The organism is Devosia sp. LjRoot16, assembly GCF_964252795.1.
Taxonomy (GTDB): Bacteria; Pseudomonadota; Alphaproteobacteria; order Rhizobiales; family Devosiaceae; genus Devosia_A.
The window spans coordinates 365,658-383,279 of record NZ_CAXUPH020000007.1; the positions used below are offsets into that span (position 1 = coordinate 365,658).

General features: G+C 64.9%; 19 protein-coding genes. 6 read left to right on the plus strand and 13 right to left on the minus strand.

The window, feature by feature from the left end; genetic code table 11:
* The first annotated feature begins 15 nt into the window (after window positions 1–15).
* The gene (locus tag ACSQ23_RS28140) at window positions 16–339 is read left to right on the plus strand and encodes a hypothetical protein (RefSeq protein ID WP_055877266.1); all 324 of its coding nucleotides are present in this window, start codon (window positions 16–18) and stop codon (window positions 337–339) included.
* Here the strand turns inward: ACSQ23_RS28140 and ACSQ23_RS28145 are convergent, their stop codons facing one another.
* Together ACSQ23_RS28145 and ACSQ23_RS28150 are read right to left on the minus strand one after the other, a co-directional pair.
* The gene (locus tag ACSQ23_RS28145) at window positions 340–558 is read right to left on the minus strand and encodes a hypothetical protein (protein WP_056004428.1); all 219 of its coding nucleotides are present in this window, start codon (window positions 556–558) and stop codon (window positions 340–342) included.
* 618 nt (window positions 559–1,176) lie between these two features.
* Window positions 1,177–1,962 carry a hypothetical protein gene (locus tag ACSQ23_RS28150; protein ID WP_056004433.1) on the minus strand — a complete coding sequence of 262 codons (786 nt, stop codon included), beginning with the start codon at window positions 1,960–1,962 and terminating at the stop codon, window positions 1,177–1,179.
* A 549-nt stretch (window positions 1,963–2,511) separates the two neighbouring features.
* Between ACSQ23_RS28150 and ACSQ23_RS28155 the strand changes: the two genes are divergently transcribed.
* Window positions 2,512–2,688 (plus strand): hypothetical protein, encoded by a 177-nt coding sequence (locus tag ACSQ23_RS28155; RefSeq protein ID WP_156384807.1) that lies wholly within the window; start codon window positions 2,512–2,514, stop codon window positions 2,686–2,688.
* 47 nt (window positions 2,689–2,735) lie between these two features.
* Here the strand turns inward: ACSQ23_RS28155 and ACSQ23_RS28160 are convergent, their stop codons facing one another.
* The 6 genes from ACSQ23_RS28160 to ACSQ23_RS28185 form a co-directional block, all read right to left on the minus strand.
* Window positions 2,736–4,481: a hypothetical protein gene (locus ACSQ23_RS28160; protein ID WP_156384808.1), complete on the minus strand. Its 1,746-nt coding sequence runs from the start codon at window positions 4,479–4,481 to the stop codon at window positions 2,736–2,738.
* A 195-nt stretch (window positions 4,482–4,676) separates the two neighbouring features.
* Window positions 4,677–5,015, minus strand: a complete 339-nt coding sequence (locus ACSQ23_RS28165) for a hypothetical protein (RefSeq protein ID WP_055877250.1) — start codon at window positions 5,013–5,015, stop codon at window positions 4,677–4,679.
* 231 nt (window positions 5,016–5,246) lie between these two features.
* Window positions 5,247–5,591: a hypothetical protein gene (locus tag ACSQ23_RS28170; RefSeq protein ID WP_055877247.1), complete on the minus strand. Its 345-nt coding sequence runs from the start codon at window positions 5,589–5,591 to the stop codon at window positions 5,247–5,249.
* Between the two features lie 8 nt (window positions 5,592–5,599).
* Window positions 5,600–6,022, minus strand: a complete 423-nt coding sequence (locus tag ACSQ23_RS28175) for a hypothetical protein (protein ID WP_055877244.1) — start codon at window positions 6,020–6,022, stop codon at window positions 5,600–5,602.
* Window positions 6,023–6,367: 345 nt separating this feature from the next.
* Entirely contained in the window at window positions 6,368–7,570 is a 1,203-nt protein-coding gene (locus tag ACSQ23_RS28180; protein ID WP_436092678.1) for a phage capsid family protein, read from the minus strand.
* Window positions 7,571–7,607: 37 nt separating this feature from the next.
* Entirely contained in the window at window positions 7,608–8,375 is a 768-nt protein-coding gene (locus tag ACSQ23_RS28185; RefSeq protein WP_436092679.1) for a hypothetical protein, read from the minus strand.
* A 167-nt stretch (window positions 8,376–8,542) separates the two neighbouring features.
* Here ACSQ23_RS28185 and ACSQ23_RS28190 point away from each other — a divergent pair, with 167 nt between their 5' ends.
* Window positions 8,543–8,971 carry a GIY-YIG nuclease family protein gene (locus tag ACSQ23_RS28190; protein WP_436092680.1) on the plus strand — a complete coding sequence of 143 codons (429 nt, stop codon included), beginning with the start codon at window positions 8,543–8,545 and terminating at the stop codon, window positions 8,969–8,971.
* A gap of 137 nt (window positions 8,972–9,108) precedes the next feature.
* Here ACSQ23_RS28190 and ACSQ23_RS28195 read toward each other — a convergent pair whose 3' ends face one another.
* The 5 genes from ACSQ23_RS28195 to ACSQ23_RS28215 all read right to left on the minus strand — a co-directional run bounded on the left by ACSQ23_RS28195 (window position 9,109) and on the right by ACSQ23_RS28215 (window position 15,369).
* The gene (locus ACSQ23_RS28195; protein ID WP_436092681.1) at window positions 9,109–11,064 is read right to left on the minus strand and encodes a hypothetical protein; all 1,956 of its coding nucleotides are present in this window, start codon (window positions 11,062–11,064) and stop codon (window positions 9,109–9,111) included.
* Between the two features lie 110 nt (window positions 11,065–11,174).
* Entirely contained in the window at window positions 11,175–12,668 is a 1,494-nt protein-coding gene (locus ACSQ23_RS28200) for a terminase large subunit domain-containing protein (protein ID WP_436092682.1), read from the minus strand.
* 19 nt (window positions 12,669–12,687) lie between these two features.
* On the minus strand, window positions 12,688–12,978 hold the full coding sequence (locus ACSQ23_RS28205; RefSeq protein ID WP_055877386.1) for a hypothetical protein: 291 nt from the start codon (window positions 12,976–12,978) through the stop codon (window positions 12,688–12,690).
* 579 nt (window positions 12,979–13,557) lie between these two features.
* Window positions 13,558–14,151 carry a hypothetical protein gene (locus ACSQ23_RS28210; RefSeq protein WP_436092683.1) on the minus strand — a complete coding sequence of 198 codons (594 nt, stop codon included), beginning with the start codon at window positions 14,149–14,151 and terminating at the stop codon, window positions 13,558–13,560.
* 699 nt (window positions 14,152–14,850) lie between these two features.
* Window positions 14,851–15,369 carry a PadR family transcriptional regulator gene (locus ACSQ23_RS28215; protein WP_436092684.1) on the minus strand — a complete coding sequence of 173 codons (519 nt, stop codon included), beginning with the start codon at window positions 15,367–15,369 and terminating at the stop codon, window positions 14,851–14,853.
* 83 nt (window positions 15,370–15,452) lie between these two features.
* Here ACSQ23_RS28215 and ACSQ23_RS28220 point away from each other — a divergent pair, with 83 nt between their 5' ends.
* The 3 genes from ACSQ23_RS28220 (at window position 15,453) to ACSQ23_RS28230 (ending at window position 17,469) form a co-directional block, all read left to right on the plus strand.
* Window positions 15,453–15,872 carry a DUF6194 family protein gene (locus ACSQ23_RS28220; protein WP_436092685.1) on the plus strand — a complete coding sequence of 140 codons (420 nt, stop codon included), beginning with the start codon at window positions 15,453–15,455 and terminating at the stop codon, window positions 15,870–15,872.
* An 86-nt stretch (window positions 15,873–15,958) separates the two neighbouring features.
* The gene (locus tag ACSQ23_RS28225; RefSeq protein WP_436092686.1) at window positions 15,959–16,624 is read left to right on the plus strand and encodes a hypothetical protein; all 666 of its coding nucleotides are present in this window, start codon (window positions 15,959–15,961) and stop codon (window positions 16,622–16,624) included.
* A gap of 74 nt (window positions 16,625–16,698) precedes the next feature.
* Window positions 16,699–17,469 carry a glycerophosphodiester phosphodiesterase gene (locus ACSQ23_RS28230; protein ID WP_436092687.1) on the plus strand — a complete coding sequence of 257 codons (771 nt, stop codon included), beginning with the start codon at window positions 16,699–16,701 and terminating at the stop codon, window positions 17,467–17,469.
* Window positions 17,470–17,622 lie beyond the last annotated feature (153 nt).

Sequence of the window (17,622 nt, forward strand, 5' to 3'; positions counted from 1 at the left end):
CGAGGTGGCGGTGCCATGGAGAACGACCTGTCGCCGATGCCGACGCCACGCGCGAGCCAGGCAGGGATAGGAATCGTGCCCATGGCAAGCAAGCGACCTACCGACATCAACCTTGACACGACCGACTACAGGGTCCGCGGTGAGGACGGGAAGTACCGCATGCGACCTGATCGCGGGCTGAACCGCATCATGTCGATTGTGGCGCTTGCGGCCTTGGCGCTGTTCTATTTCGGGTTTCTGACCGACATCTTGGAGTGGCAGGTCTACTTGGTGATTGTCGCGTTCGGGTTCATGGCCGGCGGAACGTTCACTATGAGTCTGAAGCACCTCGACTGGTGATCACTGCCCGCCGATCTCAAGCCATTGAGGCTGCGACAATGCCGCCGCAACGCCCGGCGCCAGTAGGCCCTGGCGACTGGCAAGCGCCCGCGCCGCGATCAACTGGTCGACGTAGGCCGGTGATGGCCGATTCATCAGCGCCGCGGCAATACGAGCATTGACGGCTTCTGGCCGCATGCGGGCCGCAGTGTTCGTCGCCGTATCGATGGTCGTGTTCATTTGGTGTGTCGTCCGCTTCTTCGCGGTGATCTGATGCCTGCAAGGCCGCTTCGCCGTAATCTGACTTCATTAGCGACCACAGCATGCTCTCCGTTGTCGACGGATCGAGACCGACTTCGGCGGACCGGCCCTTGAACGCGTCGTCAGGACCTTGAAGTCGTTGGCCGCCGTGCCGATGGTCGAAGCTGCTCGGCCTGGCAGTAGGGGGACCGCAAGCATCTTGCGGCGCTGAGGACCTGTGGCCATATTGCCGATCGCTTCGACATGGATATGTTCTCACGATGTCCCGCACAGACAAGCTTATGCGCCAACAAGAGATCTTTGATCGCATGTCCGAGGGCGACAAGACGCGCTTGGTCATGAGGCAGAACAATCGGGAGGTGCTCTTTGAGTTGCGGTACATTCGATGGGTTCTGATCGTCATCGCCTGGGCCGCATTTTTCGCCCTTGGCAAGGCGTGGCCTGATTGGTGGCACTTGCCATGGTGGCCCTAGTAACTCGATCAAGTCCAAAGACACGACCCCTCCGGCTGGAGCATGCTGTTCCGCCGGACGGGGTGGCGTGGGTAAATCGGTCCAGGGCCCCGGGACGCGAGCCTCTGACGGATCGCATCGAGGCCTACGGCGCTGGTGCCTCCAATGGCGATTGCCCTGCTTCGAGACTTGCTCCGCGCCGCAGCCATGCGATCAGAGCCAACTCCTCTGCAGTGAGTTGCTTGCGCGGTACGGCCACGCCGCCGTTCCTTGCGATCAACGCTGCCGATTCAGCGGCGTTCTTGGTCAAGGTATTTGCGGTGACGCGACTGCCGATCCCCGCCGCGCCCAGCGCGATGGCAGTCGACCCGGCAAGCGTGGGTTCGTCTGCAACCATGCCAAGGGCCATGGCAGGGACTGCACCGGGAGGAGCAATCCGCCCAATGCCGCGCAGTACATTTGCGATGGGCGTGCCGTCGGCAACCTTATTGATGGCATCGATCTCGGCCTCGGTTAGCCCCCTAAGCTCGCCTCTTTTGATCTGGTGCTGCAGGGCCCTGAATTGGATGCGCAAGGCGTCCGCGAAGGCGGTGCCACCAGGCTCGTTGGCCTTTTCGGCCGCAGTTTCAATCGCGGTTTCGATGCGCTCGCCCTTCGCGGCACTGTGACTATGTGCGTTGCCCGTCTTCAGAGTCTCGGCCAGCGCGTCCGTGAACGTGTCGAACTCTTCGAGCATCTGGGTGGCGATGTGGCGTTCGGCGGGGTCGCTGCTTTTCGCAATGTCGGTGAGCCTGGTCCGCAGTGCCTTTATCTGCATGACGCTCATCTTTCGGCCCGCGAGGTCGTCGAAGGACTTGATGATCTGCACGATGGGCGTACGCGAGGCGTCCAGCCGGCCTTTACGTGAGATCAGCCCATTGGATTGCGCCACGTCGCGGATCGTGGCCGCGAGGCTTGCGGTTTGCGATGACCCTCTACCTGTTCAGAGATGGGTTCTCGGCTGAGGGTCGGGTGATTGCGGGTGCGCTGTTTGGCGGCGGCTTGGGCGTGTCCCTCGCAATGTGGCTTCGTAACGTGAGGGGGTAGCTGTCCGCGCTGCCGCGACGCCGCCCGGCGGGAGAAGGCTCTTGCGGTTGGCGAGAGCCCGCGCCGCGATCAACTGGTCGATATAGGCCGGTGTTGGCCGGTTCATCTGCGTCGCAGCGATACGAGTACTCACAGCTTCGGGCCGCATGCTGGCTGCAGTTTTCGCCGCTGTTCGCGGGATCGCGGTGAACAGGCTCGATAGAGGTCGCTAGATTGCGCGGGGAAACGTCGGGTTGACCGGGAAGATGGGAAGCGGTTTCGCTGTTCCCCAGCGCGTTGTTGAAGGACTTACCGAACCAGAGCGCTCCACCATCCAGTGGGACGACGAGCGCGAGGCATTGCTGCCCCGAAGACGCACCCGTATCGTTGGCGATGCAACGACGGGAGCGATACAGTGCAACTTCAGGAGTTTTTCTATTCCATACTCGGCGTGTTTGGAATCACCAACCCGATCGCGCTGAACGTGGCGGTCGGGGTGTTCTTCGGCATAGTTGCCAGCGGACTCTTTTACCACTTCGTCGTCCGTCCATTGCAGTCGCTGGTGAAACTCATCTTTGAGCGATCGATGTAGCGGCGACCGGTCATGGAACGCCCGTATTCTCACCGCGGACGGCAACCTCAATTGACCCCGGCTTGATGCATTAACACACTCAACTCGCCCAGTGGGTCGCGCGACGGACTGATCTGGCTGGTCTGCGCGGCTAGCATGGCACCGAGCGGTCCGAAACCGTTGGACCCGGAAGGTGATCCATTGAGCACTTGGTTAGCGAGGTACCGTCGTCCCGGTTTCGACAGGATTGCCCGACCGGCGGCATAGGGCGCGGCAACTCCGCCCAACGCTCCGATCGCCGCTCCGTTCACCGCTCCATTCGCATCGCCCATGTAGTAGCCAAGAGTGCCGCCAGCGACAGCCGGCACCGTTGCGAGCAGATTTCGCACGTTAGGTGCTGAGCCGGACGGCAGGGGTGTCATCAAGGCCTTGCCGCTGTCGGCGAGCTTTGCGAGATCTCCCTGTCCGGCCACGGCGGCTTTCTGCAACGCCTCTGGTGAGATCAGCCCGCCGGACGGGTCCTGCAATGCCGCCTTCTCAATAATGCTGAAGTCGCGATCCGCAGCGCGAGCCCACCGAAACGCGTCGATATCTCCCTTGGAAAGGTTGCTCTCCATAGCGTCGTCCAGGGCCCGCTGGATGTCCAGGAGCGCGGATTTCTGTGCGCGGTCGGCCGTCTCATGCGCCAGCAGGCCAACCCGGGTCCTGAGGCTAGCGTAGGCACTTCCATCAATCACGTGACCTCCACCTTTCGATTTCATCGCCGTGACGGCTTCGATGATGAAGTCATCGATCGCCGGCAGACGATCGGCCTCAGCGGTACTCTTGGCATACGTCTGGTATGCTTCGCCCAGCTTCTTGCCAAGTTTTCCGTCTGCCAGCAGGATGTCATTGCGCGAGCCGATGTCGCCAAATGCGGTGCCCAGGCGCTCATAACCAGCCTTCAGCACCTCTTTGGTTGCGCGACTGGCGTTAATGCCGGCCCGCTTGAGCACGGCCTGGGTGAACTGCTCTGCCTGCTGCTCGCTGAGCTGCGCCACCTGGGCACCGGCCAATTCACTTTCAATGTTCTGCAGGCCCTTGTGTCCGGTTTGCTGACCCGCGGAAAGGTCGATGCCCTCACGTCGCAACATCTCCATCGCGCCGAGCTGAGTGGGGTCCCGAACTGGAAATGGGGTGACGAGTTTCTTGCCGAGCCTGGTGGCGCCCGCTGCCGAAACAGTCCCCAATATCTGTCCTACAAGCTCGGCCCAAGGGTTGTTCGGGGCCAGCTGATCCGCAGTAGCGGCGCCGATGCCCGCGCCGGCTGCGAGGGTGAGTTCCTTGGCCGCAGCGGCAAGGGGGCGTGCCGCACGGCTCATCGTGGCCATCGTCGGGACGATCGAAGCGCCAATTTCCTCGCCAGCGCGGCGCACAAACTGCTTGCTGGGGTCATCGGTTTCCGGCGTGATCGCGCCGACATCGGCCATGAAGCGGTTGAACATCTGCGAGCCGCCTACCGGGTCCACGATCGGTTTGAGGGGCGGCTCCCGTCGTATGCCGGCGATCTGGTCCGCCAGGGTCTGCTCGGGCGTAAGCATCAGGTTCAGCCCACCGATGCCTAGGTTGATCAGGCCTGCACCGAGATCGACCGGCCCTCCGAGGAGCTTTCCGATGCCCCCGTTCACCCCGGACATGCCCTGCGCAAGGTAGCTTTCGCCGTAAGTCTCGGGACGGTTGGCGTTGGCGTCCTGCGCCCTGGCCAGATAGATCGCGAGCAGCGGATCTTCCGAATACGTTGGGGGCTGCTTTGGATCGAACGGTACCCAAGCCATCATTGCACCTCGTAGCTGTTGGTTATGGAGGAGAAACCGGCGGTAGCGCCGGCCTTGGCCCACGCGACGATGGAGTGGTGGCGCTGCTAGGGGGACTCCGCGGGCCGGATGCGTTCACTAACGGAGACGCGCGCCGCCAAAGGCGCCTAGCGCATCGGGCATGGCCCCTGGCCGGCAGGCCAGGGGATCGGGGCATCAGAAATACTCGATTTCCTGGGTGCGGCCGGAGAGGATCGTGGGCTTCAGGCCACGCAGCCGCTGTTCGGCGAGGAAGCGCTTCTGCTCGTCGGGCGCCACGCCGAAGGCGCGGGCCCGGGCATTGGCGAGCAGCACCGCGAGGTGGTCGAAGGCATCGTCGTCATAGGCATCGGGGTCGCCCCACACCCAGATATCCCGGGTAGCGAGGTCGCTCATGACAGGGGCAACCGCGTTGTCAATCTCATCGAAATCCTCGGCGGCAGCGGTCTGTCCGGCGCCGACGACGCCGAGTTCGGCCAGCGCACGGTTGACGAGGTCGTGACGGGTTTTGGGCATGGGGGCTCCTGGGTGGGAGGGGATAAGTGCGAGTCAGCCGGCGAGATGGGGGATTGCGCTGCAGTCGAACTGACGCACTGCAATCACCCCACACTCGGTGTCATCCCAGCGAAAGCTGGGACCCAAGCATCAGCTGGCGCGGGCGGCGAGTTGGGTCCCTGCTTTCGCAGGGATGACAGCCGGTGGGTGGGGCAGGGGCGAGGCCAACCAGTTTTCGCCGCCGGCCGCGCCCTAACCCACAAACGCCCGCTTCTCGGCCTCCGACAGCGCGTTGAAGGCGTGGGCTTCGGCCTTGTTGAGGCCGTCCTTGACCTTCTGGTCCTTGTCGCCACGGACGATGATGAACCGCCCGCCGCCATTGTGGATGGCCCTGAGCCCGATTGCCGGCGGGTCGGTTTCGTCGAGCACGGTGAGCGTGCCCTCGACCCCGAAATGTGGGTTGTGGATGAGCTTTCCGAGCAGGGCGACGTGCTCGGCATCGTCGAGCTCGCGCGGCTCGCCATCGAAGAAGCGCAGCCCCGCAAGGCTCACCACTTCGCTGTCGCCCTCGGGCGCGTGGTAGGTGACCTTCGCCATATCAGGGCCTACTTCATGTAGCCGAAAAAGCGCGGCTGGATGGTGCCGGCGACCGCCGTGGCCGCCGCGGCGACGGTCTTCCAGACGATCTCGGTATCGGCGGTGAACTCGTAGTTCAGGCCCGTCGCCGCCAGCGTAGTGTTGGTGCCGCCGGCCTGGCCGGTGGTGGCGCCGGTGGCGATGAACCGGTCATCGTCGCCGCCATCGCCAATGGCGAAGGTGAGGAGCGGTGAGCCGTTGCTGTCGAGGTCGGGCACCACCACCGAAATGCCGGTGAGCACGAAGCCGCGCGGCACCACGAACAGGCCGACGGTCTTGTTGAGGGCAAGGTCGCCGGCGACGAGCGCCACATCGGCGCCAAGGCACTTCATGGTCCGGGCAAAGCCCTGGTTGCCAACCTGCGGCTGGCTATAGGCGTTACGATCAGCCATGGCCGATCTCCTTTTGTGAGGGGGAATGGGAATGTGGGCAGGGTGCCTTCGCGCGCGGGCACCGGCCTCTCAGTGATCCTCCCCCGCGTGGCGGGGGAGGGGGACCGCCGTAGGCGGTGGAGGGGGCAGTAAGAGCCTGCAGTTGCGCACCGACCTACCTTCTCCCCTTGAGGGAGAAGGTGCCCGAAGGGCGGATGAGGGGTATCGCAACCGCAGGTTGTGCGATCGGAGCGTAAGCGACGAGCGACTGAGCGTCTCGCCGCCCCCTCCACCAGCTTCGCTGGTCCCCCTCCCCCGCCACGCGGGGGAGGATTGCGGAGAGGGCGGGACGGGCAAACGCCCGCCCTAGCTATTCCCCACCCCCGCGACGAACCCAGTCACCACGCCCCAGTCGACCAGCGAGCCGATGGTCGCCGACGCACCCGCCGCCAGCGGGGCCTTGGCGATCTTGCCGACGCCGTACTGGGCTTCGATGCCCATACCGGTGACAAAGTCGTAATCGCCGTCCTCGAGCGTGGTCGGGCGCGGCATCTGGCCGAGCGCATAGGCCAGCGCCCCCTGGCCGCAGAGGAACACCGGCTCGACATCGATCCCCGCCGCGCCGGCGCCCTTCAGCAGCAGGCGCTGGGTGATCTCGGGGATCTCGACATAGATCACCCCGTCATAGACCAGCGCACCGCCGGTAAAGAGCGGGTTGGTCTTGGTCGGGTCGCCCCCTTCGCGGTTGCGGGCGTCGCGGTTGGCGGCCGTCATCACCGGGTCGGCCTTCAGATCGCGGAAACCGCGGGCGCCGACGAAGCAGACGAACCATTCCTGGTCGCCCTCGGCTTCCATATAGGGGCTGATCCTGGGCCGGCCGTTATAGACGCCGGGGTTATTGGGGTCGACGCCGGTCTGCTTGGCCTGGTCCTTCATGAGGCTGCCGACCGCCGCCGACATCTTGTCGGCGGTCGAATCGACGTTGCCCACGGCGGTAGCGAAGGTGGTCGAGTAGTTGGAGAGCGCCGAGCCGAACACCACGCGGTCGGGGTTGGCGGTGACCCAGGCATTCTTGTTGCCGGCGGTGGCCGCCGACCACTTGATGCCGTTGACCCGGTTGCCGGGGTTGCCGAAGCGGCCGGCCTGCATCGCCGAAGTGGGGATCGACAGCAGCGCATCGACCAGGTCGTCACGCACGATGCGTTTGGACCAGCCACGCAACAGGCTGCGGGCGGTGGAGCGCACCGAGAACGAGCTCTCCTTGTTCTGCGCCCGGTTATTGGCCACGGCGTTTCTGGCCCAGTCGGCCCAGAGCGGCATGCCGTAGCTGTCGATCTGCTCTTCGTTGCCGCGCAGGGTGCCGGCGCCGACGCCATCGCCCGAAAGCTGGGTGACGAGCGGCACGCGGATCTCCTTGCCGTCGGCTTCGAGGTCCGACATGCGCACGATCACCGAGGTGGAATCGTCGCCCATATAGGCATCGAAGCGCGACGAGCGCAGGAAGTCATAGGCGACATCCTGGCGGAACTTGATCACTTCATTATTGGGGTGGTTGGGAGAAAGAGCCATGTCTGATGGTCCTGATGCTCAGCCGGTTACAGCGCGCTTAGCGCCGCCGGCGGGTGGTTGCCGAGAACAGCTCGGCATCGGAGGGGTCGCCGGCCGCGGATGCGGGGCCGGCGGCAGTGCCGATGCCTTGCAGCGAGGGGATATGCGGCACGGCTGAACGACGGGGGGCTTCGATATTGGGCTGGGCAGCGCCGCGCAGCTGGGCGAGGAAACGCTGCTGGATTTCAGGGTCCCGCATCGCCTCGTCGAGCACGCGGTTGCGATAGGCAGCGGGGTCGCCGCCGATCTCATCGAACGCCTGACGCTTCTTGTGCCAGGCGACGAGCTCCCCATAGGGATGGCTCGAGCGCATGATCCTGAGGTAATCGGTCTGCACCGCCGGGTCGGCCTGCATCGCCTGCCCGAGCGCGTTGTAGGCCGCCCTGACATTGTCCGAGCCATGCTTTTCTTCCGCCAGGAGGCGGGAGACGCCCTGCCGCTGCTGGAACAGCTGCTCGTGGATCGGGGTGACCAGCGAACGGCCCCATTCATCCGGGTTGTCCCAGAATTCGGGAGGCCGTGCCGCCTGGTGCTGCGGCTGCAGCTGCGCCTCGAGCCGGGTGAGCCGATGCTTCAGCTCATCCCGATCCCGCTCCGCCGCCCGCCTTGCATCGGCTTCTTCACGAAGCCGGGCAGGGGGAATGGCAGGCTCGGGCCGCGGTTCAGCGACCGGCTCGATCACCGGTTCTGCTTCGGCCACAGGCGCCTCGCCCGTGACGGTAGCGTTGAACAAGGCGGTATCGTCGACCGTTTCAGTGTCGTTCATCTCGTGTCTCCCGGACTATCGCGTCCGATTGGCGTGACCCTCACTGTCGCGGAGAGTGCAGCGAAACCGGCAGGAGGGCGCCGGCAACCCGTTGCGCCGTATCGTGGCGCGGACGGAATTTTTGTGTGGGGCGGTGGGCCGGTTCGTGGGGCCGCAGATCTTGGGAAGTGGCACAATTGTTCCCACCCACCGGCTGTCATCCCAGCGAAAGCTGGGACCCATCTACCCACTTGCGCTGCGGCGAGTTGGGTCCCAGCTTTCGCTGGGATGACACCGAGTTGGAGGGGCTGCAGGTGCACAAAACGTACTTCGTGTATCTGCTTGCCTCGCGGCGCAACGGGACGCTCTACACCGGCGTGACCAGCGACCTGATGGGCCGTGTTGCGCAACATCGCGAACATGTCGTGTCTGGGTTCACCAGCAAGTACGATGTCACCCGGCTCGTGTGGTTCGAGCCGCACGACTCGGTCGAGGCGGCGATCACGCGAGAAAAACAGATCAAGACGTGGCAGCGCGCATGGAAGATTGAGCTGTTCCGGGACCTGAACCCGAATTGGGATGATCTGTTTCCGGCATTGGGCAAAGGCATCTGGTAGGCACCAAGCCAACCCACCCACCGGCTGTCATCCCAGCGAAAGCTGGGACCCAACTCGCAGCACGTGCCAGTGGATAAATGGGTCCCAGCTTTCGCTGGGATGACACCGAGTTTGGGGTGATTTCCCGTGGCTCAACCCTACCCACCCGGCCGAGCCCGCACCTCAGCCGCCTGCACTTGCAACGCCCGCCCCGCCAGCTCCAGCTGCCGGTTGGTTCGCCGTGCATCCTGTTCCTCGCGCCGGAACATGAGCTCGTCCTGCCGTTCCACCGCATCGATGCGCTGCTCCAGCCCTTCGGCCTCGCGCTCGGCGCCGATATCCTCGGCCTCCGCCATCAACTTTGCCGTCTCGGCCTCGGTCTTCCGGTTGCCCAGCGCCTTGCCCTGCAGCTCCAGCATCGCCGCCTGCTGCTGCAGCATGGCGGCCTGCTGTTCCCTGGGGTCGGGTTGTTGCGGCTTTTGCCGCGTCGCATCGCGGAATTTCTTCTTGGCCGAAGCCGGCATCGACGAGGTTTCGATCAGCACTTCCAGCGCCGCCGCGGCCACTGCCGGTTGCAGCAGCGGGCCGACGGCCTGCAGCGCCTGGCGCACCGACTCGTTGGTGTCGGCCTGCATGGTCACGGTGTCCGGCCCCTCATCGAGGATGATATCGACATCGAGCGAGCCGAGCGCATTGGTGATGGTGGGGATGCCCGTCGCCGGGTCGATCGCCAGCCGGTTGACCGAGAGCCAGTTGCCGAGGCCCTCGTCATCGGTGACGCGGATCCAGCGCTCGGCGGTCCAGAGGCTCTGCACCGCATTCCAGATGGCGCGATACACCCGCTGCTTCCAGCCGCGATAGCCGAGCAGGTACGGGCCGAGCTCCGCAATCCCCGCCTGCTGCTGCAGCGCGATGGCGCGGCCGCTCATATCCTGCACGCCCGAGCCCATCAGCGCCGGGTTGAAGCCGTAATTCTCGATCTCTTGCTTGGCCTCCTCGAGGAAGCCGAGATTGGCGTTGAGCTCGGCGCCGCGCGCCGCATCGTCGAATTGCGGCAGCTCGGCGCCCACCGGCACCACCACCACGCCATCGGGGCGGGCGAGCTCGGCGCGGATCTTTTCCGGCTCCAGCCCCTGGCCATCGCGGATGACGATGCGGCGCGACTGGCTGGTGTGCAGCCCCTTGGAGCGCCGCTGGTTGATCTCGTCCTGGGCCGATTTCATGTTGCGGAAGAAGCCGTAGCGGTCGCCGTCATGGTCGACATTGGCCGAAAACATCACGTATTTGCAGAGCGTCCGGCGCTTCTCGTCGCGCAGATAACTCTCACCCTCGGCGAGGATGGCGGCGCCGGTATAGATGGCAAAGCACCACTGGTTGCCGCGCTTGTACCAGTGGTCGATCACCCGCACCCGGCGATGGTGTTCGTCGCCCATCACCCAGGTATCGTCGCTGTCGGGGTTGCTGGTAAGCTCGGAGCCCACGTCCACCGAGGCCTCGATCTCGCGCTCTTTGTCGGGGAAGGCAGCGAGAAGCTCGCTCGCATCGGCCCATTTGCCGATTCCCATATAGCCCGCGTCGGAGAAATCGGCGCGGGTCGAGGTCGGGTCGTAAAAGAACCCCGCGGGGTCGACCACTTCGAAGCCGATTTCGGTGTCGCCCTTGTCGCCCGCTTCCAGCGTCAGCTCGAGCCCGCCTATGCCGTCGACCGCGCCATTGAGCCCGGCGATCGGCGATTTTTCCTGCCAGCGCTGCTCGTCGAGCACATAGCGCAGCACCGCGGTCGCGACCTCCGCGCCATCCTCATGTTTCGGCGTACGGGCATAGCCCTTGGGGTCCTGGCGCTGCCGCTCCAGCAAGCCGACCACGGCGTTGATCTTTCGCGCCATGCGGTTGTAGGTCACCACGGGTTGCTTGCGCTGGTTCAGCGTCTTGATCTGCTTCGCCGTCCAGTGCGCGCCATGGTAATAGCGCCGCGCTTCCTGCTGCTCGTCGATCTCGGCGCGCTTGCCATCGAGATAACTCAGATAGTCGGCCTTGAGCCGCGCCAGCGTCCGGCCCAACGGGGCAGGGGAGGCGGCAGCCGGTGCAGCCGTGGTGTTGGCGAAATCGCTCATCGGAACTCCTAAATCACTTCACGTTCAGACGACGCCGATGGCGCAGTCGGGACTCCCTCTCCCGCCTGCGGGGGAGGGCGCCCGACTGCACGCTCAGTGCGCAAGAACTCTCAATAGCTCTGCCAGTCACCCGGCCCAGTGCCACCCGTCGCCACCCTGTACCCCGTCCGCGTCTTCCCAGGCTCGGCCGCCGCCTTCGTCCTCACCCAGGGGCGCGACATCGCGGCATAGCGCCAGTCGTCGGCGGCGTGGTCTTCGGTGTCGGTGTCGAGATCTTCGGGCCGCGCCTGGTCGTGCTGCAGCATCGGGATGGTGCGGATCGAGTCGCGGCAGGTCGAAAAGCAATAGATCATCGGGCGGCCCTCGGGGTCGGGCTTGCCGTCTTCATCGAGGCTCGTGCCGACGAAACGCTGGCGCAGCATGTCCCAGCCGCCCATGGCGCCGCGCTGCGACACCCGCTTGTTGTCGGCGCCGCGAAAGAAAATCCGCTTGTCGCCCGAGCCCAGCGTAATGCGGCTCGCGATCGAGGGCCCGCCATCCTCGGCAAAGGCCGCCGGGTCGAGCACACCGAGTCCCACGGTTTCGGTCTCGCGCTGCGCGAGGCCCTTGCCGACCTGCTCGGCGGTGAGCTTCAGCCCCTTGTTGGGTTTGCCCGGTTCGCACCCATACCATTCGCGGTAGCGGATCAGCGCGCCGCGCGGCAGCAGCACGCCCGACACCGGGTGCCGGGTGTCGTCGCCGACGATGGCCCACCAGCCGAACGAGAATGGCCGGGCGCTGCCCCAGTCGCCGGAGCGGAACTTCGCCCAGTCCTCGGGGATGGCGAAGGGATCGATGACATGCAGCCGCGTCTGCCAGCAATCGAAGAAGGCGCCATCGACAATGTCCCAGTCGCCATGCCGCATGGCGCGGATCAAGGCGGCGCTGCCCAGCCCCTCGAGCCGCGCCTCATAGGCCGGGTCCTCGGTGGTGAGCGTCGGGTTGTCCTCGAGCCGTGCCGGGATGAACTGGCGCAACATGCCGCCTTCCGCCGCCTCGGTGCGGTGGATGGCGAGCGGCGCGGCGGCGTCGATAAAGGTCACTTTGACGAACTGGTGCCCGACCCCGCCGGGGTTGGCGCCACAGAGGATGCGCGGAAACCGCCCGCGGTACTTTTCCGGCACCGCAATGCCGGTCATCCGCACGCGGTTGCGGAGGAACCGGTAAATCACCTCGGTGAAATGGGTCAGCTCGTCGATCAGCAGCACGTGGATCTCGGCGCCCTGGTACTTGAAGCGGTCCTTCTCGTCCTTGCAGTGGCAGAGATAGATTTTGCTGCCGTTCCAGAAACGGATCTCGTCCTCGACGATCACCACGAAGCCGCATTCCACCCACCCGGCGAGCAGCGCACGAAAGCCCGACGGGCCTTCCATGTGGTTCTTGCTCAGATCCTCGCGGATGCGCCGGAACAGATAGACCTGCAGGCCCGCGATCTCGGCGCACCAGCTGATCGCCGCCTGCCGCATCAGATGCGATTTGCCACCGCCGGCCGCCCCGCCATAAAGCACCTCGGTCGCCGCCGACCCGAACGCCACCCACTGCTTGGGGTGGAGCGCAATACGCAACGCCTCGGGGCGTTTCGCGCTACTGGTCCTTCCCGCTGGCATCGGTGGGCATCCCCTCGAAGATAATCGTCGGCCGCATGCTGCCATCGGATGAACGATGGTCGACGGTGGCGTGCTTGGAATGCAGGTACGGCGCGGCCTTGTTGGCCGCATCGACGCGCTCGCTGCGCGGAATTTCGGGGTTGCGCATGATGGCGAGCAGGAAATCGAGCGGGGTCTGGACAGGGTCGGCTGGGGCGTTACTCGGCCAGGTTGTGTCCGGAGCGTCAGGGGTCGAACCACCGCTGGGCTTGTTGCCGATACGAGGCATAGGATCTCCCTGAGTCTACGGGCGCCCGACTGAGAGAGACGGCCCCCTCCCGGCCTCCCCCATAAAGGGGGAGGTGAAGAGTCGAGGCTCCATCTTGGATCGTGCCAAACGCACCAGCAGGGCACCTCCCCCTTTATGGGGGAGGATGGGAGGGGGCCGTCTGCTTCAGTCAGGTCAGGTCACGTCGGGCACTGAGCCATCCCACCCACCGGGTGTCATCCCAGCGAAAGCTGGGACCCAACTCGCAGCTGGCGCAGGTGGATAGATGGGTCCCAGCTTTCGCTGGGATGACATCGAGTTGGAGGCGCGTGGTGTGGCCCAACCAATTTGGCAGACCCCAACCCAGCAATTACCAGACGAGCAAACCACACGCGGTGAAACGGGTAACGCCTATCGGCTCTCCCGTCACCGTGGGCCCGGAGGCAACCCGCCGAAGCGTCCCCTCACAGTCAGCCCACATAGAGGCGGCGAAAGCTCGCTGCCTGATCCTGAAGCTAGGGTGATTGCGGTGAGGGTGCAACCGCCCGGTTTGCGCTCATCACAGGCTGGGGCTCGGCTGTGGTGACAGTTGCCGGTGGTCTACTTTCCCCGTCCCGCATGCCACTCCCGAAACCCCGCCACATCTAGCACTCCGTGATCCATCACCGCCTCATAGACCAGCGCGCTGGGGAGCTTCGGCTCCGTCGTGTCGGCAGCGAGCACGTGCTTGATGGTGAGGATCACCATCCGGTCCGCATCCGTCAGCCGCGGCAGCAGGGTGCGGAGGTGCGCCAGGTCGGGTTGGCGTTCGGGCTGGTCGACCAGCCAGATATCAAACGTCCAGTTGGCGCCGGCGGCGGTGCGGACGGTGAGCCCCAGATAGAGCCCATCGGGGTAGTTCTGCGGCTCGGCGTTCCAGCTTCCGGCATCGTTGCGGAAGCGCACGCCGACCACGAGGTCGGTGCGCTGCATCAGCCGGGCGCCCAGCTGCGCGAAGGCGGCGAGCGTCTCGGCATCGAGTTTAGGGCAGCTCACCGTGATGTCGATGTCGCGGCGGACCATCAGGCCCAGCGCCGAGCTGCCGACCCGGGTGGGTTGGCCGATCTCACCGAGCTGCTCGACGAGGCCGAGGGCTGCGACCAGCGCATCAGCCTCGGCCTGCAACTGCTTCTGGGCAACCAGCAGATCATCCATCGCGATGTCCCTCCCAGCTCTCGAAACCGCTGCTGCTACAGCAACTCGGGCGCAAAGCCCAGCGCTGTACCGTTCGATCTCGCTGCCGGCGACCTGCGTCCAAAGTATTAGCGAAAGACCGTGCCGTTATGCTTGGAGGTCTGACTATTGCACTCGGCTATATGCTGATTGTCAGCAGTTATTCGGGCCGACCAGTGATATTGCATCGCTTCGCCTGGTGAAATGGGGTGCTCAACTCTCGTCTCTGGTGGCCAGAGTGCGGTTATGCTGCGCCAGCAACGCTGTTCTCATAACGTTCCTGCTCGGAAAATCGTAATACGTCAGGCCATTCCCGGTATGTTCCCGGTACCAATTGCACGCAGCGCGGCGTTTCACTTTCGCCTGCCGGCAGACACAAGGCCCGGAATGGGAGGCGTCGAAGTAGGGATGCTGCAGTGCCCGGTGGCTCCCCGCACCCCCTCTCTGGCGAAAACTAAGGACTTAGCTGCGCTAAGCCCAAGTTTTCGCTTTCTCCCCCGCCAAGGGGGAGAGTCCCGACTGATACCCAGGCGCAAGTGGAAGGCACTGATCATCTCCCCCTTGGCGGGGGAGAAAGCAAAATCTTAGGTTTAGCCGTTTGGCTAAGCCTTAGATTTTGCAAGAGAGGGGGTTCTGGAGGGCACGATAGCTCGGCCGACGTTCCCGACTGCCGACTTCGTCTCACCCCCGCGAGACCCGCTCCAGCACCGCCGCTGACGCCGCGAGGTTGGCGCTCCACAGCGCCAACAGATCATGGGTCCTCGGCGTGCCCGCATCCGCCGGCGTTATGGCTGCCAGCGCCTCGAGCCGCGCCACGTTCTCCCGCAGGCTCTGCGCCGTGGCCGCGAGGCGCTCGCGCCCTTCGGCCTTGGGCAGGGCGTCGACCAGCGCCAGCCCGGCGCTGAGTTCGATCAGGTCGAAGCTGCCGAGCGCCTGGCGCAGCAGCGTGAAGAACTCGGCTTCCCCCGCCGCGGTGGTGACGAACAGGGTCTTGCCCGGGCCGCGGTTGCCGGGCGCCTCGGCCTCGACGGCGAGGAGCCCCTCTTTCTCCATCTGCGTCAGCGCATGGTAGACTGAGCCCGAGTGCAGGCGGGTCCAGCTCTGCACCTGCCAATCCTCCAGCGTCTGCCGGATGGCATAGCCGTGGGCCCCGCCATTCACCCGGATCGCGCCGAGCACCAGCAATCTCGTGACGTTCATCTTCACCTCGTGATTCCCGAGGGTAGACAAATTTGGCCAAAGCGCCTAGTCGGTAACCAAATTTGGCTACCAGAGGACATGACATGGCCAGCATCACCGAAATCCGCGCCTTCCTCCTCGGCTTCGAGGGGGTGACGGTGCACGAGACGACGCCGGATTACTTCTTCTTTCCCGGGGCGGAGCAGAAGTTTCCCTTCGCCACCATCGTCACGCATGACGATCCCTATGACAGCGCCTCGGCGCTCGATCGCGAGGGCCTGTTCCGGTTGAACATGCCCACCGACAAGACGACGTTCGGCCAACTGTTTCCTGCCATCAGGAGCCGCAGGGATCTCGAGGCCACGGCCTTCGACTACCAGGCGATCGACACGCTGTTTCCGCATCCGGTCTATGGCCGCATGCGCTGGGTCAGCGTGATCAACCCCGAAAGCACCTGGGCCCAATGCCGCCTCCTGCTCGAGGTGGCGCGCCAGCTGCGCGAGTTGCGGCCCGACAGCTGGTAAGGCAATCCCCGCGAGATGCCGCCTTGACATATACAGACAGGTCTGTCTATCTACTGGCGACAGTGGCCAGCCCCGTGAGGCAGTAGATGGCATCCCGCAAAACCACGCGCTCCGAGACCACCGGCCTGCGTCAGTTCTTCGGCCTCGAGCAGCAGCGCGCCTGGCTCGAGGGCGAGCTGCTCGATGACGCCGACGAGCGCCAGGAATCGGTGGAGCTACGGTTCAAGTATCTGCCGCGTTATCACAAACTCCTCGGCCGCCCGCAGGCGACGGAGGTGCTGAAGCTCCTCAGCGCCTATGGCCGGGATTGCCTGCCGATGCCGCGCCGCACCGAGCGCTACTGGTGGTCGGTGTCCTGCCTGCCGTCCACGTCCGACAAGCCGCTGGTGCGGGTCAATGCCAGCTGGATGGAGTTTTTCACCCTCTATGCCGATGGCGACTGCGTGCGCGGCCGGTTTATCCTGCACCTCTCCGATTTCACCACCGACGGTTCAGTGACGCCCGAACAACTCGACGAGAGCCTCGTGGAGCAGGGCGCCCTCGCGCCGGAAGATGTCGGCTGGTTCTTCCCCAATGGAGCCGACATGTTCGGCATCAAGGTGCGCGGCGCCGCCTCGCTGCACAAAATGCTCGCAAATCCGCACCTGCTGCGCGCCATCCGGCGCTTCAACCTCACCCACATGAACCGCGGCCGCAACGCTTACCAGGCGAGCCACAGCTACAGCGTGGCGGATCATATGGTGGGCCGTTAGAGGCCAAAGGCCAGGTCAGCGCTCGATTGCCGAACAGTCCATGATGTGGCACCCGTTCTCGAGGGGGGCTCGACATGACATTGGCAGAACCGTTCCGGATCATCGCGCATCGTGGGGCGAGCGGTTATGCGCCCGAGAACACCATGGCGGCGTTCGAGCGCGCCGTGGCGATGGGGGCCACCGAAGTGGAGACCGATGTCGCCTTCACCAAAGACGACCGGTTGCTGCTGTTTCACGATGAAACGCTGGAGCGCACCACTAACGGCGCCGGGCTGCCGGAGGATTTCACGCTGGCCGAGCTACTGGAGCTCGATGCCGGCTCCTGGCACGATCCGCGGCTCCATTGGGACCGGGATTATGCGGGCGAAAGGCTGATCACGCTCGAGCAGCTGCTCGACCGGTTCGGGACGAGGCTGACCTACCATATCGAGCTCAAAAAGCCGATGCCGGGGCTGCCCGAGGCGGTGGTCGCAGCGCTCGAGGCGCGCGGCTTGGTCGAGCACGCCTTCATCTTCTCGATCCTCGACGAGGCGGGGTTGCAGCGGGCCAAGGCGCTTGCGCCGCGAGTGCGTATCGCCTGGGCGCCGGAGGAGCTGCTCGCTGCCGACCCGCGCGGCGCAGTGGGACGCTGCGCCGCCAACGGCTTTTCGATGATCACCCTCAACGCCAGCAACCAGACACGCGAACTCATAGACCTGGCGCACCGGCTCGGCATCGAAGCGCGGAGCTCGGGGATCTCGAACCGCGAAAAGATGATCGCTGCCGCCGAACTGGGCTGCAACGGCATGACCATCAACTGGCCCGACTGGCTGCAGGACTATGTGAGGGAACAGCAGGCGGTTTGAGGGGGGAGCCCACGCACCGGCGACGACACAGCGCCCCCTCGCCCCTCTGGGGAGAGGGCTGGGGTGAGGGGTAGCCAAGCGCGCCGGATGATGCAAACCCTCACGCCCAAAATCTGTGTGCTTGGTTACCCCTCACCCTGACCCTCTCCCCAG